Origin of the sequence: Pedobacter frigoris, assembly GCF_032678645.1 — a bacterium.
GTDB classification, from domain to species: Bacteria; Bacteroidota; Bacteroidia; order Sphingobacteriales; family Sphingobacteriaceae; genus Pedobacter; species Pedobacter frigoris_A.
Map to the genome: position 1 here is coordinate 1,053,672 of NZ_JAVTSP010000001.1, position 14,137 is coordinate 1,067,808.

Annotated in this window: 15 protein-coding genes; 9 read left to right on the plus strand and 6 right to left on the minus strand. The window is 41.0% G+C overall.

Features of this window, described 5'->3' with window-relative positions:
* Nucleotides 1–41: 41 nt before the first annotated feature.
* Nucleotides 42–650, minus strand: coding sequence for an RNA polymerase sigma-70 factor (locus R2Q78_RS04645; RefSeq protein WP_316789324.1), 609 nt, complete (start codon nt 648–650; stop codon nt 42–44).
* A 358-nt stretch (nt 651–1,008) separates the two neighbouring features.
* Between R2Q78_RS04645 and R2Q78_RS04650 the strand changes: the two genes are divergently transcribed.
* The 5 genes from R2Q78_RS04650 to R2Q78_RS04670 all read left to right on the plus strand — a co-directional run bounded on the left by R2Q78_RS04650 (nt 1,009) and on the right by R2Q78_RS04670 (nt 6,145).
* Entirely contained in the window at nt 1,009–1,650 is a 642-nt protein-coding gene (locus tag R2Q78_RS04650) for a DUF47 domain-containing protein (RefSeq protein WP_316789326.1), read from the plus strand.
* Nucleotides 1,651–1,712: 62 nt separating this feature from the next.
* Nucleotides 1,713–2,270 (plus strand): YeeE/YedE family protein, encoded by a 558-nt coding sequence (locus R2Q78_RS04655; protein ID WP_316789329.1) that lies wholly within the window; start codon nt 1,713–1,715, stop codon nt 2,268–2,270.
* Nucleotides 2,271–2,274: 4 nt separating this feature from the next.
* Nucleotides 2,275–2,688 (plus strand): DUF6691 family protein, encoded by a 414-nt coding sequence (locus R2Q78_RS04660; RefSeq protein WP_316789331.1) that lies wholly within the window; start codon nt 2,275–2,277, stop codon nt 2,686–2,688.
* 113 nt (nt 2,689–2,801) lie between these two features.
* The gene (locus tag R2Q78_RS04665) at nt 2,802–4,280 is read left to right on the plus strand and encodes a hypothetical protein (RefSeq protein ID WP_316789333.1); all 1,479 of its coding nucleotides are present in this window, start codon (nt 2,802–2,804) and stop codon (nt 4,278–4,280) included.
* Nucleotides 4,281–4,354: 74 nt separating this feature from the next.
* Nucleotides 4,355–6,145: a cytochrome-c peroxidase gene (locus R2Q78_RS04670; RefSeq protein WP_316789335.1), complete on the plus strand. Its 1,791-nt coding sequence runs from the start codon at nt 4,355–4,357 to the stop codon at nt 6,143–6,145.
* Nucleotides 6,146–6,157: 12 nt separating this feature from the next.
* Here R2Q78_RS04670 and R2Q78_RS04675 read toward each other — a convergent pair whose 3' ends face one another.
* The 4 genes from R2Q78_RS04675 to R2Q78_RS04690 are packed head-to-tail and all read right to left on the minus strand — an operon-like array spanning nt 6,158 to nt 9,276.
* A complete protein-coding gene (locus tag R2Q78_RS04675; RefSeq protein ID WP_316789336.1) occupies nt 6,158–7,471 on the minus strand; it encodes a HAMP domain-containing sensor histidine kinase in 1,314 nt (437 codons plus the stop codon).
* Nucleotide 7,472: 1 nt separating this feature from the next.
* Nucleotides 7,473–8,147, minus strand: a complete 675-nt coding sequence (locus R2Q78_RS04680) for a response regulator transcription factor (protein ID WP_316789338.1) — start codon at nt 8,145–8,147, stop codon at nt 7,473–7,475.
* Nucleotides 8,148–8,160: 13 nt separating this feature from the next.
* Nucleotides 8,161–8,994, minus strand: a complete 834-nt coding sequence (locus R2Q78_RS04685) for a hypothetical protein (RefSeq protein ID WP_316789340.1) — start codon at nt 8,992–8,994, stop codon at nt 8,161–8,163.
* A 12-nt stretch (nt 8,995–9,006) separates the two neighbouring features.
* On the minus strand, nt 9,007–9,276 hold the full coding sequence (locus R2Q78_RS04690; protein WP_316789342.1) for a hypothetical protein: 270 nt from the start codon (nt 9,274–9,276) through the stop codon (nt 9,007–9,009).
* 229 nt (nt 9,277–9,505) lie between these two features.
* On the opposite strand from R2Q78_RS04690, the gene R2Q78_RS04695 reads away from it, so the two are divergent.
* Entirely contained in the window at nt 9,506–10,303 is a 798-nt protein-coding gene (locus tag R2Q78_RS04695) for a DUF4382 domain-containing protein (RefSeq protein WP_316789344.1), read from the plus strand.
* Between the two features lie 29 nt (nt 10,304–10,332).
* Entirely contained in the window at nt 10,333–10,833 is a 501-nt protein-coding gene (locus R2Q78_RS04700) for a hypothetical protein (protein ID WP_316789346.1), read from the plus strand.
* 73 nt (nt 10,834–10,906) lie between these two features.
* On the opposite strand, the gene R2Q78_RS04705 is transcribed toward R2Q78_RS04700, so the two are convergent.
* On the minus strand, nt 10,907–12,076 hold the full coding sequence (locus tag R2Q78_RS04705; RefSeq protein WP_316789348.1) for an aldose epimerase family protein: 1,170 nt from the start codon (nt 12,074–12,076) through the stop codon (nt 10,907–10,909).
* A 207-nt stretch (nt 12,077–12,283) separates the two neighbouring features.
* Here R2Q78_RS04705 and R2Q78_RS04710 point away from each other — a divergent pair, with 207 nt between their 5' ends.
* Nucleotides 12,284–12,871 carry an RNA polymerase sigma-70 factor gene (locus R2Q78_RS04710; RefSeq protein WP_316789350.1) on the plus strand — a complete coding sequence of 196 codons (588 nt, stop codon included), beginning with the start codon at nt 12,284–12,286 and terminating at the stop codon, nt 12,869–12,871.
* A 77-nt stretch (nt 12,872–12,948) separates the two neighbouring features.
* A complete protein-coding gene (locus R2Q78_RS04715) occupies nt 12,949–14,097 on the plus strand; it encodes a FecR family protein (RefSeq protein WP_316789352.1) in 1,149 nt (382 codons plus the stop codon).
* The last annotated feature ends 40 nt before the right edge of the window (nt 14,098–14,137 follow it).

Genomic DNA, 14,137 nt, shown 5'->3' on the forward strand with positions numbered 1-14,137 from the left:
CAACAAAGCCCTGCATAGGACTATTCAGAAAATGAAATAAATTATAACTTACTGTCAGACAGCAGAATAATTATTGAAACACTCAGTACCCCAGCCCGCCTGTCTATGAAATTACGCACATGCTTTAAAGCCTGGACCATTTGATTCTTCACCGTATTTTTGGAAATACTCAGCCTTTCTGCGATCTGATCATGACTTAAGCCTTCATTTCGGCTAAGTTCCCAAATGAGCCGGCGCTGATCGGGTAATTGTGCAACAGCCAGGTTAATTGCCTCTACACTCTCCCGCAAGATGATCTGCTCTTCAGTTTCGTTGCTATACGGTTCAGAGCCATCCATTATTTTTTTCAATATCCTGGCATCACTGGCCACCTTTTTCAGGTATTTCAATGCCTGCCTGTTTGCTATGCTAAACAGATATGAGGCTGGGTATTCCACATGAGCAAAAACATGACGGTTCATCCATATCTGAACAAAAATATCCTGAATCAGCTCTTCCGAAAGCTCAGGTGTCTTCAGCAGCTTCTGCACATATGGGAATAATCGGCGGGTATAATGGCGGTAAATTGCTTCAAAAGCTTGCTCATCACCCTTTGCAAGTCCAGCAAAGAGTTCGGCCTCATTCATCAGTTTATGAATCGCTTTTGCCATTATGAATAATATCCCCTTATCCGTTGCGTTAAATTCACAACGAATCTTATTACAAAGCTGTAAAATAATTTCTATAATAACCTCATATCAGGAATATTAAGATTTTGTTAACCCCTACTCCTCGACTGATCCGTAACTGATTCATAACTGACAGGGGATTGCTTCGGAAAACGGGTACCCTTTTGCGAAGCATCCCCGAAGCTGGCCTCTATCAGTTACGAAGCTGGTCAGTCGAAGGCCCTTAATTATCCGCAAGCATCACTATTGACAAACCGATAATGTAAATACAACATTATCAGACATTAAACTTTATGCTGCGTTAACATTGCATCTATATTTTTGTTAAAATCAAAAACCGATGAATAGTGTTTTCAACTTTTTTAGTCCGAAAGATAAAATCTTCCAGCCTCTTTTTGAACAGGCTGGCGCCAACCTGGTAAAAATAGCTGAGGCTCTGGTTGCAGCTGTCAATACCGATGACACTGAAGCAAGAAAAACATACATATCAGAAGTTGAAAGACTGGAACAGGCCGGTGACGACATCACCCATGCCATTTTTCTCGGACTGGGAAAAAGCTTTATTACACCGTTTGATCGTGAAGACATACACGCCCTGGCGAGCTCACTCGACGATATTGCCGACTATATTTATGCCTCGGCAATGAACATCAGCCTCTACAACATAAAAGTGCTGAACAAAGCAATGCCAGACCTCGCCCATTTAATTCTGGAAATGTGTGTTGACCTGAACAGCGCCATTGCGGAGCTCCGCAGCTTTAAAAACACGAAACTGATTGCTGAAGTTTGTCTGCGCATCAACAAAGGAGAGAGCCATGCAGATCATCTTTGCAATACAGCTGTAGCTGGACTCTTTGGCACGGAACTGAATGCAATTGAACTGATCAAACAAAAAGATGTATTGCAGACCCTTGAGATGGCGACCGACAAATGTGACGACGCAGCCAATGTGCTGGAATCCATTCTCATAAAAAATGCTTAAAAACCATTTATAACTTACCAGAATAATACCCTTACCTTTGCAGATCATTCAATAATCAGAAAATGCTTGAACTGATCAAACAACCCTGGCCCTGGTATTTTTCCGGCTTCATGATCGTAGTCATCATGTTGCTGTTAGTCTTTTGGGGTAAATCATTTGGTTTCTCTTCGAATCTCAGGACCATTTGTACCATTGCAGGAGCTGGCAAAAAGGTAAAATTCTTTGACTTTGACTGGAAAGCACAGCGCTGGAACCTTTTGTTTCTTGTCGGAGCAATCATCGGTGGTTTCATCTCCTCACATTACTTAAGCGATCCCGAAGACCTGAAATTATCCGCAGCCACCATCTCCGACCTGCAAAAAATAGGCATCTCATTCAAAGGCGGAATAAATCCTGATGAGTTGTTCTCCATTGCTTCACTGAAAGAACCCAAAGTGATACTGATATTGCTCTTTGGTGGAATCCTGGTTGGCTTTGGTTCCAGATATGCTGGCGGTTGTACCTCCGGACATGCGATTTCCGGGTTATCTAATCTGCAGCTGCCATCTCTTATTGCAGTAATTGGCTTCTTTATCGGCGGACTGATCATGACTTTTTTAATTATGCCTTACTTATTTTAATCTAATGAAAGCACTTAAATTTATACTGGCAGGCATTCTTTTTGGAATCATCATGACCAAATCAGAAGCCATCTCCTGGTTTAGGATTCAGGAAATGTTTCGTTTTCAGTCTTTTCATATGTATGGAATCATTGGAACAGCTGTGACCCTTGGTGTAATTGCCGTTTTCCTGATTAAAAAGCTGAAACTGAAATCCAGCGAAGGGCAACAGATCACTTTTCAGAACAAGGAAAAAACATTCTACAGGTATATTATCGGCGGAACCATCTTTGGATTGGGCTGGGCACTCACAGGCGCATGTCCGGGGCCAATGTTCGTCAATGTAGGCTATGGTTATTTAGCCATGTTAATTGTAATTATCGGAGCCCTGGCCGGAACTTATATCTATGGAATCATCAAAGATAAACTCCCTCATTAACCCCAATCTATAGATCAATTCTAAATAGATACAACCTCTTTTACTTAACACACATTTAAATTTCAGGCAACATTGGCACGGTAGGTTTGCGTCAGACAAACGAAAAACAAATCATGACTAAAAACCTATTTAGAGCAAGAAATTTAACATTTGCCATTGCAGCTTTTGCGGCTACTGCCGTAGCGGTAACTGCATGCAGAAAAGACAGGCCAGCTATCGTCATTCCTGCCCAGCTTCAAGACTATTCTGTAAATCCTTCCCTGGTAAAATCCATGGCAGGTTTTGAAGGACTAAAAATCACTACGCTCATCAGCAGTGATGATGTATTGCCAGAGTCTCCTTCATTTATATTTGGCGCTCAGCCCGACGGTGCAGGCATTATCAAAAACCCTTCGGGAGAAGGTTTTGTGATGATCAACAACCATGAAATCCTACAGTCGGTTTCAAGGGTATATCTAGATAAAAACTTCAAACCTGTTAAAGGTGAGTACATCGTTGATTCTGATGGTGGAATGACCCGTCTGTGCTCTGCTACAATGGCTACTCCTGAAGAACATGGTTTCTCAAAGCCCGTATTCCTTACCGCTGGTGAAAGTGGTGCTGAATCTATGATCCACGCAATTGACCCTCTGGCTCCTGCCGATAAGAAAAACAACCAGCGTACTCAAGCTGCATTGGGCAGATGGAGTGCTGAAAATGCAGTACCGCTACCTAAAGGTGCTTTCCCGGGAAAAACCATTGTAATGATCGGCGAAGATGAAAGCGACGGACAACTTGCTATGTATCTGTCCAATACTCAGGGAGACCTCAACAATGGAAAACTATACGTGTTGAAAAGATCAAACAATGACCCTGTTGAAACCAACATGTCAAAAGGCCAGAGCTATGATGTAGAATTCGTTGAGCTGGACAATGTAAAAAGCAGTACGGGTGCTCAGTTGCAACAGCAGACGGTAGATAAAAAAGCGCTGATGCTGGCGCGTGTGGAAGATATCGACTACAGAAAAGGAAGTGCTGCTAATGGCCGCGAGGTTTACTTTACTGCTACTGGTGTGAGCCAGGGCGACAAGCTGACTCCTGTAAGCGGAAAAACCATGTGGGGCCGTGTGTATAAATTGGTTCTTGATGCTACCAATCCGTTAAAAGGAAAATTAGAAGTAGCTGTTGACGGAAATGATAATCCAGGAAAAAGTATTGTAAACCCGGATAACCTTTGCGTTACTGAAAACTATGTGTACATACAGGAAGACGGCGATTCATTCTATAAGAACAATGATCACGACGGAACCATATGGCAGTTCTCAATGGGTAGCAAAGCACTAAAACCTATGCTGCAAATGAACCACCGCAGAACCGAAACTGCATTTAATACAAAATACAATCCATCTAACAACCAGCAGTTGAGCTCATGGGAATATGGCGCGATGTACGACGTCTCTGCACTTACTGGTATCCCCGATACTTTTATAGTTAACCTTCACCCACATACCTGGACAAGCGATAAATATAAAAACGCCGATGGCGGATCAACTCGTTTAGTGAACAACAGCGAAGGCGGCCAGGTTGTAATTGTAAGGGGTGTAGCAAGATAATTATTTCTGTTTTAATCCTCCCGATCCCTGTCTGATGCAATATACAGACAGGGATATTTTCTTATTTCCTATCAATGAACAGCATAAAAAAAACCATTGCTCTTTTCAGCATAATCATCATTACTACCTCTCTAACCTTATTCTGCACGATGAATAATCAATCATCAGAAGAAAAGGTAAAAGCATCCTTTGACCAGGAACTCCTGAAACTGCAAGCTGTAGTGGACGACAAGCTCCTGAACGCAGTAACCAAAAAGAACGAAGCACAAATAAAGACTGCTTTCCTGGAATCCCGAGCGCAATATAAAAGAATGGAGTATTACATGGAATATTTCTTCCCTACCACAGCTGTACTGATCAACGGAGCGCCAATAGATGAAATAGAACTTGGGGAGAACCTGATAGAGAATCCAACTGGTTTTCAGGTAATGGAAGAACTGATTTACGATACCCCAACAACTGAAAACCGTAATGAATTGCTCAACGAGGTAAAAAAGATGCAGCTCAACCTGCAGCGCGTAGCCAGGTATAACGAGCAATATACCATTACAAATGCGCAGCTATTTGATGCCATGAGGCTCGAATTATTCCGCATCACCAGTCTGGGTATTACTGGCTTTGATACTCCCACTGCATTGCAATCTCTTCCTGAAGCTGCCGCAGCATTGGAGGGAATTAAGAATGTCATCACAAATTACGATGATGAAAAACTAGTGAATAGTTTGAAAGATGCAATGAGCTTTCTTCACGACAATAGTGATTTCAACTCTTTCAACCGTCTTGATTTCATGACCAATCATTTACAACCAATAGCGGCCCAGCTTGATCATTTACGTAAACAACTGAAGATAACAACAGCTTCAAGCGGATCAGCGTTAAATGATGATGCAACAAGCCTTTTTCAAAAAGATGCCTTTAATGTCAATAAATTCGTAAGCAACCATACTGAATACATCAGCAAAGAAAAAATAGCATTAGGAAAACTGCTTTTCAACAGTAATGTACTTTCTAATGGCGGAAACAGAAGTTGTGCAAGCTGTCACCATGAGAACAGAGCATTTACCGACGGGCTCGTAACAGCTCAGGGACTCAACACCAATAAAGTACTATTAAGAAATACCCCTACTCTGATGTATGCTGGTCTGCAACGTGCCTTTTTTTATGACCTGAAAGCTGGTTCATTGGAAGATCAGGCATTGGACGTTGTTCACCATAAAGAGGAAATGGATGGCTCGCTGGAGCAGGCGGCAGTAAGGATCAACAATGCTAAATCCTACCAGGCTGCATTCTCCGAAGCATACAAAGACCCAAAAGGAACAGCCAGTCCATGGAAGATTCAGCACGCGCTTGCCGCTTATATCAGGTCCCTATCCCCTTTTTCATCCCGTGTAGACAAGTACATGCAGGGCGACAAAAAACAATTGAATGCACAGGAAAAAGAAGGATTCAACTTATTTATGGGCAAAGCCAAATGCGGCACCTGTCATTTTGCACCGTTATTCAACGGAACACAAGCCCCCTTATTCCAGAAAAGTGAGGCAGAGGTATTGGGTGTACCATCAAAAGCGGATACCGCAAATGCTGTTATTGATAAAGATTTAGGCCGTTATGAGCTGAATCCATATCCCCAATACAAATACGCATTCAAAACAACAAGCTTAAGAAACATTGCAAAAACTGCTCCTTACATGCACAACGGCGTTTATAAAACACTTGAGGAGGTGCTGGATTTTTACAATCGTGGTGGTGGTGCGGGCATCGGCATTCACCTGGATAACCAAACCCTTTCAGCAGATCCACTGCAGCTGACGCCCAAAGAAACAAAGAGCATCATTTCATTTCTGAAAGCACTGGATGATCAATAGTGCTGATGCCTGTTATTTAGAAAAGATTATCGTAAAGCAAGTCCCTTCTCTGATCACTGAAGTGACTTGCACTTTTATTCCATGGTACTCCGCAATGCTCTTTACAATAGACAAGCCCAATCCATAACCGACATTTTCGGACAGGTTTGTTTTTCTAAAGCGGTCGAAAATAAATCCTAATTCTGATTGCTCAATACCTATCCCGGTATCTCTGATCAACAGTCTATAGTTTCCTTTAGGATCAAATTCATCTGAAATTGCAATGCTTCCGTTTTCTTTATTGTACTTGATCGCGTTGTTAATGATGTTGTAAAACAACTGGAAGATCAGATCATAATTGGCTTTAAATGAGAATCTCTTATCAGACAACCTGACATCCAGCTTTATGTTTTTATCTTCCAGCCGGTGACTGATTTCCTCAATCACTTCAGCGATGACTTCCCGGGGCGCGACATCCGCAGTTTTGGCAAACTGTTCATTTTCTATTCTTGAAATGAACAGCAAAGAAGCCGAAATCTTTTTCAGACGATCCAAAGTCTTCATCATTTCTACGATGCGTGAGGCGAGTTCGTCTGTGAGCTCGTCTTCTGCGAGCAGATTTTCCATTTTATTTTGCAGGATACTGATCGGGGTCATCAGCTCATGTGATGCATTGGCCGTAAATTCCCTTTCTTTCTCAAAATCTTCATTGATCTGATCCATCAAAAGAATTAAAGATTCATCAAGATATTTAAAATCATCTGTAGAAGTCTTCACCGGCTTTGCGTGGTCTTTGAAAGGGAATTTTCTGTTGATCAGTTTGCTGGCTATGATTTTTCCCAGCGGACGGATCAATATCCGGGTAAACACCAGGTCGATCAGGATGGTAATGGCAATCAGCCCCATTAATACATACAGCGCTATCCGTTGCAAGGGCTTATTATACTGGTTGATGCTTGCCGTAGCTTTACCTATTTCCAGCAAATAAGGCTTCCCTTTCATTTTAAAGCTATAGCTCAAAACCCTATAATTCAAGGTATCCTGTTCTATGATCCGCTGTGCATTTTTTATGGTATCCAGTCGCTGCCCATTGGTATCGGGTTCCAGTGCGATGTATTCTTCTTTAAGCAAAGTATAGCTCCCGTAGCTATCATCTCCCTGAAGATAATAGTCTATCCCCTTCTTTTGAATGACGCTAATGACTTCTTTTCGCTGCTCGCGCAATGAATAGTTCGTATATTCCGAAGCAATTCGCTCAACCAAAAATGGCAGCGAAAGTACAAACAGCAAAACTACAATGAGCTTGGAGCCTGTAATGAAATAAACGAGCTTGCTGGATAACTTCATATTACTTTCTTATCCTGTAGCCTACTCCCCTGACTGTTTCCAACCATTCTGTAGGACCCCAGACGTTTAATTTCTTCCTGATGTTCTTAATGTGTGCATCTATATAATTCGAGTCATAATCATCATCTGCAAAAGTACCCCAGATGTGTTCGCTAAGCTGCATCCTGGTCAGTACTCGGTTTTTATGCAAAAGCAGGTAACTAAAAAGATCAAATTCTTTTCTGGACAGTTCTATTTGCTGCTCATTAAATAATACGAAGCGCTTCTGGAGATCGATCATAAAAACACCCAGCAATACCAGTTCGTCATTTAGATTAAATTTTCTCCTGGCTATGGCCTGCATCCTCGATTGTAACTCCAGCAGGGAAAATGGTTTTGCGAGGTAGTCATCAGCACCAAGATCTAGTCCTGTGATCCTGTCTTCCAGATTTCCCCTTGCTGTCAGAATGATATAGGCGGCCTCCGGATTGTACTTTTTAGCCTTGCTCAGCAAACTCAAGCCATCGCCATCCGGCAATCCCAGGTCAATCAATATAAAATCGTAAGTATTGATCTCTATCTGCTCTGTCGCCTCGGCGATGGTATGTGCGAGATCGCATACATAGAATGCCTTTTTTAAAAAGGTTTCAACTTCAGCAGCCAATAATTTTTCATCTTCTACAATCAGTACTTTCATGATGCTATTTAACTTAAAACTGATAATAAAAACCCAGACCAATAAAGGACTGGCTACGTTTTGCTTCTGTTATCGCTTCTGCTCCCAAAACTGAGAACTGATAACTCAGTTCGGCCATATAACTCGCCCGGCTGTAATACAAGGGCAGTTTGAAATTATAAGAAAGTAGGTTAAAACTGGTCGCGGGCTCTGTAATCGTCACAACGTTGCCGTTGCCATTCCCATTATTGTTCCCTTTGCCGTTGCCATTGTTGTTCTTGATTTTCTGTTGCTGGTAGGTATTAAAAAAATGCTGTGTACCCGCCACTATTTCTATAGCCGGCTCAATTGAAAGTGCATCCTTCTCACTGAATAATTGGCCTAATTCAATGGAACGGGAATTTTCAATCCCAAGAAAAACATCGTTTTCCGAACCAAAAGCATAATTCGTCTCCAGTTTAGTTGTGAACCATGGCCATTTCCAGCCCACAGAAAGATCGAGGTTATTGTCATTAGCTGCCTGGAGTAACGGAGAATTTGAAGGAAAAAAGGATTTGGTATAGCCTAAGCCCACCGATAAGCGTTCACTGAAATCATGTTCAAAACCAATCCCCAGATCGGTTTCTGATAGTCCGCTTCCGATATTCAACAACTTGTATGTTCCTGCGGATAGGTATAACCCAACCGGGAATCTTACCGTCGCGTTCGCCAGCACATAGGGTAGTTTTTCAGCTGTAGTCTGACCATAATAACTCGCATTGCTGCTGTACATGGCCGCGACCGTAACGTTTATTTTTTTTACAGATTCAGTTTGCGCCGATAAGGTCGATGCACTCAGAAAGAAGATACAGAAAGCGAATAATCTCATGCGAAGGATTAATTATGGTTTCCTGATTTTTGGTTTTACAATTTTTACAGGCTTGATTTTGACATTTGGCTTCACCACTGCGGGTTTAGGCTGTTTTCTTGATTTAGGGACTTCTTTAATATCAGGTTTTTGTGTTTCCTTCGTTTCTACCACTTCCCCTTTTTTATCCTTTATCTTCTCCTTAGTTTTCTCCTGCGCAATTACGCTGAACGAGATACACATCACCATACCAGCAATTAAAATGCACCTTATTGCAGAACTAAAATGATTTGAAATACTCATTATGGTAAATATAAAGAAAGTTTGCCTCTTGCAAGGCAAACTTTCATCCTCTCCTTAAAACACTAACATGTTTCATCATCGCCACTACTATCTAATTGGTATCAAAGATCATGTACCAACATGAAATTCAGATGAAATTCTGAGATAATTAAAATAATTTTTGAATTTCATGTTGTTTTCATGTTCGTGCCGCAGCTTTGACATTGTAATTAAAGTAAAACGTCATACCATGAAAACGAAATTTGCAATTTTAACCTCAATAGTTTTATTATTAGCTATTGGAACATTCATCGGCTGTAAAAAGGAAAACAGCTCCGCGGGCACTACCAAGGTACAAATTAAAATGACCGACGCGCCGGGCGACTTTGACGCCATCAATCTAAGTGTAAAAGAGGTTGTACTGGTTTCTGCTGGAAAACCTTATTCCTTCGAAGTAGATCGTGGGATATTTAACATCCTGGATTTTAGAATCGGAACTGCAAGACCTGACATTCTTATCGCAGACGGAGAAATGCCCTCTGGTGAAATCACAGAGATCAGATTGGTCCTCAATGACAGCGGAAATACAATTGTTGTAAACGGAATCGAACAAGATCTGAAAACACCAAGTGCACAAAGCTCGGGATGGAAAGTAAAACTGAAAAGCAATCCTCAGTTGATACCCGGAATTACTTATTCTCTTTTATTAGATTTTGATGCAGCAAAATCAATAGTAAGCACAGGAAACGGAAAATTCTTGTTAAAACCGGTTGTCAGAGGAATTACTGAGGCTACTTCAGGAATGATCACAGGTACGGTTTTACCAATTGAAAGTCATCCGGAAATTTTGGTAATTGCAGGAACAGATACTGTAGGTACTGTACCTGATGCAATCACTGGAAAATTCACTGTTGGCGGTCTTACTACAGGAAATTATAGTGTAAAATTTGTTCCTGTTGTAGGTTATCAAGAGAGCACTATTACCAATGTAGGGGTGACCAACGGACAGATCAACAATCTAGGTACCATCACGCTGAAAAACAATTAATATCTATCATACACATAAATAAAACTAAAATGAAAAAGTTATTTTTTTTAATGCTTTTAGGAACCCTGGGCTTGGTTTCTAACCGCGCAACGGCACAGATCAACGTCAATGTTAACATCGGTTCTCAACCTTTATGGGGCCCTGTCGGTTATGATCATGTAGATTATTATTACCTGCCAGATGTAGAAAGTTATTACTATGTACCTACGAGGGAATTTATTTACCTGAGTAATGGCAAATGGGTGTTTGCATCCGGCTTGCCATCAAGATATAGTGGTTATAACTTATATAATGGATATAAAGTAGTGATCAACTCACCTACTCCATATCGCTATTTTAGTGACCATAAAGTAAAATACAAAAAGTATAAATCATACCATACCCAGCCAGTCATTCGTAGCAGCAGGAATGCAAAATACTATGTAGTGCAGGGACATCCGGGAAATAACGGCAAAGCCTACGGAAAAGTTAAAGTAAAAGGCAATAACGGGAACGGAAAAGGACATGGCAATGGTAAAGGGAAGCATTAGCCGCTAAGCACACACTTAACAAAAAAAGGCCCGGATCAGTAAATGACCCGGGCCTTTTTGTAGCTATTTAAAACTATTTACTGGCAAATTTATAAACAGATGAAGTTTTATAGGTTTGTCCCGGATTTAAGACCGTCGAAGGAAAAGCCGCCTGGTTTGGGGAATCAGGAAAATGCTGTGTTTCCAAGGCAAGTGCAGTTCTGAAATCATCTTTAGCACCACCTTTAAACACGTTTTTACTTTGCATGAAGTTGCCGCTATAAAACTGCAGACCTGGCTCCTGTGTGTAAATATCCATCACAATTCCCGATTTATCTCCTTTTACAGTCGCTGCATGGGTCATCCCCATTCCCTGAGTACCATTCAGTACAAAATTATGATCGTATCCTTTCCCAGCTTTCAGTTGATCATTCGCCTCTTCAATTCTTTTTCCAATTGTAGTGGCAGTAGTAAAATCAAATGGCGTTGCTTTCACGCTTGCATTTTTCCCTAAAGGAATCAATGTAGTGTCTACCGGAGTATACTGGTCTGCAAAAATCTGCAAACTATGATTCAATATTGTTCCGCTTCCCTCTCCATTCAGGTTGAAGAAAGCATGGTTCGTAAGATTAACAACCGTTTTTTTATCTGTAGTTGCCTCATAATCCATTTTTAATTCATTATCATCCGTAAGCGTATAAGTAACCTTTACTTTCAGATTACCGGGAAAACCCTCTTCCATATCCTTGGATAAATAAGAAAGCACCAGCGTATGTGCATCGGGCTGACTGGCATCCCAAACTACATACTGATATCCCTTTTTACCGCCGTGCAATGTATTCACTCCATTATTGGTAAACAAAGTATATTCTTTGCCATCCAGGCTAAACTTGCCTTTGGCGATCCTGTTGCCATACCGGCCAATAGTAGCACCAAAATAAGGTTCTGTCGACTTTTCAAACCCTTCTACGCTATCAAACCCAACAACTACGTCAACCAGTTTCCCTGAACTATCCGGAACCAGCAAACTCACTAAACGACCTCCATAGTTCGTAAAAGCGGCCTCCATCTTATTTTTATTCCTGAGCACATATAGATTGGTTTTCTTGCCGTCAATTTCTTTTTGAAATTTTGTACTGTCCAATGCAAGAGTCACATTTGAACTGTCAGATGTACCGGCCGTCGAATTTGTTTTTGTACCTTGATTACAAGCAGCAAAGGAGCATAATAATGCAGCTGCAAGGGATAATTTTAATGCGTTCATTTATTTTTATATGATTTTTAAATGGTTAGACTAATATTTGATAAACTGTTTTAGCAACACCAAATTAGTATTTTTATTTCAAATTTTACCATGCAAAAATTCATAAGGTAACTGATTCCATCCTTCTGTCTTTCGCATGAAAAACAAAAAGTTTTGTAGGCTTTAATAATTGTCCGTACTTTGTTTCAATTAAGGATATTTAGGATAATGGTAACTTACCACAGCTTTTCTGAAAATGAGTTAATAGAACTGGTAAAATCCAGGGATGAAATTGCTTTTAGAGAAATTTACGAAAGGTATTGGAACGTACTATATTTTCATGTATTCAAGATGCTGAAAGATGAAGAAGAAGCAAAAGATCTGATTCAGGAACTCTTCAGCACACTCTGGCTAAATCCAAATCAGATCCATTCCAGCACCAACCTGTCAGGATTTCTTTATGTCAGTGCAAGAAATAGGGTATTGAATCTCATCCAGCATAACAAGGTTAAAAATCAATACCTCACCTCGCTTGCCCATTTTGCAGATGCCAGCAGCAATGTAACGCTGGAACAATTGGATGAACAGGATCTGCTCAACGCCCTTGAAAAAGAAATTTCAGCACTACCTGCAAAAATGAAACAAGTATTTGAACTTAGCCGCAAACAAAATCTCAGTTATAAGGAGATTGCAGCCGAGTTGAATATCTCCGAAAAAACAGTAAAAAAGCAGATCAGCAATGCTTTAAAAATCATTAAAAACAAACTTGCCGTTTCCGGCGGACTCAGCATTCTTTACCTCGCTTTATTCAGGTAAAATATTTTTTTTATTTCCTTCTACTACCAACGACCTTCTCACCTGTTTATACTTTTAAACCGATAAAGAGGAATCCGATGAACGAGCGCGAAGCTGCAGAACTGTTAGACAAATACAATAAGGGTGTAGCAAGCCCTTCAGAAAAGGCCATAGTACAGCACTGGTACTTAATGGAGTCTGCTGTGCAAAATTCGGGAACCGACCATCTGGATTACACCCACCTCAAATCAAAAATGTGGAAAAACATCAGCACCACAACTGGTATTGACCACACAAAAGCAAAAACATTCAGGCTATGGCCACGTATCGCGGCGGCAATGCTGCTATTAATTACTTTAGGTACTCTGGCTTACCTGTATCAGGACACGCCTGAAAACCGTCAGAAAACATGGCAAAAGCAAATCGCAAAAAGCGGCATTAAGTCAGGCGGAAACAATGCTGTGCTGATTCTCGCAGATGGCTCCAGGATTTCCCTCAATGATGCTAATAATGGCAAAATCACCAATCAGGCCGGCGTTGACATCGTGAAAACTGCCGATGGGAAACTGGTCTATACGGTAGCTAAAACAACGCCTGGCTCAGCAGCAAGTAATGCCTTAAATACGATAGAGACGCCGCGTGGCGGACAATACCAGATCAATCTTCCAGACGGTACCACAGTTTGGTTAAACGCAGCTTCGTCGCTTCGCTTTCCAATCACTTTTAGCAAAACTGAACGTAGAGTGGAACTTACGGGGGAAGCTTATTTTGAAGTTGCAAGAAATGAACATTTACCTTTCAGGGTAGTCAGCAACAAACAAACTGTTGAAGTGCTGGGAACACATTTTAACGTAAATAGTTATACCGACGAGCCGATCATAAAGACTACTCTGCTGGAAGGCAGTGTTAAGGTCCTTACCGAGGGAACGAGTAAGGTCATTAAACCAGGTCAGCAGGCAGAAGTTAGTGACAGCAAATCGTCATTGAAGGTTAAAAATATAGATGCCCAGGAAGTGATCTCATGGAAAAACAACGTCTTCCATTTTGAAAATGCAGACATTAAAAACATCATGAGACAAATGGAACGCTGGTATAACATCGATGTGGAGTACTCAGGCGACATTCCTGATCGTATTTACGAAGGAGAGCTCTCCAGAAAAGCCAATCTCGATGAAGTACTTAAAATGCTCAGTTATGCCGGGATCAATTTCAGGATAACGGGTAAAACCATCGTCGTAACCCCTTAAAACCAACACACAAAATAATAAAACTAATACTAACCAAATC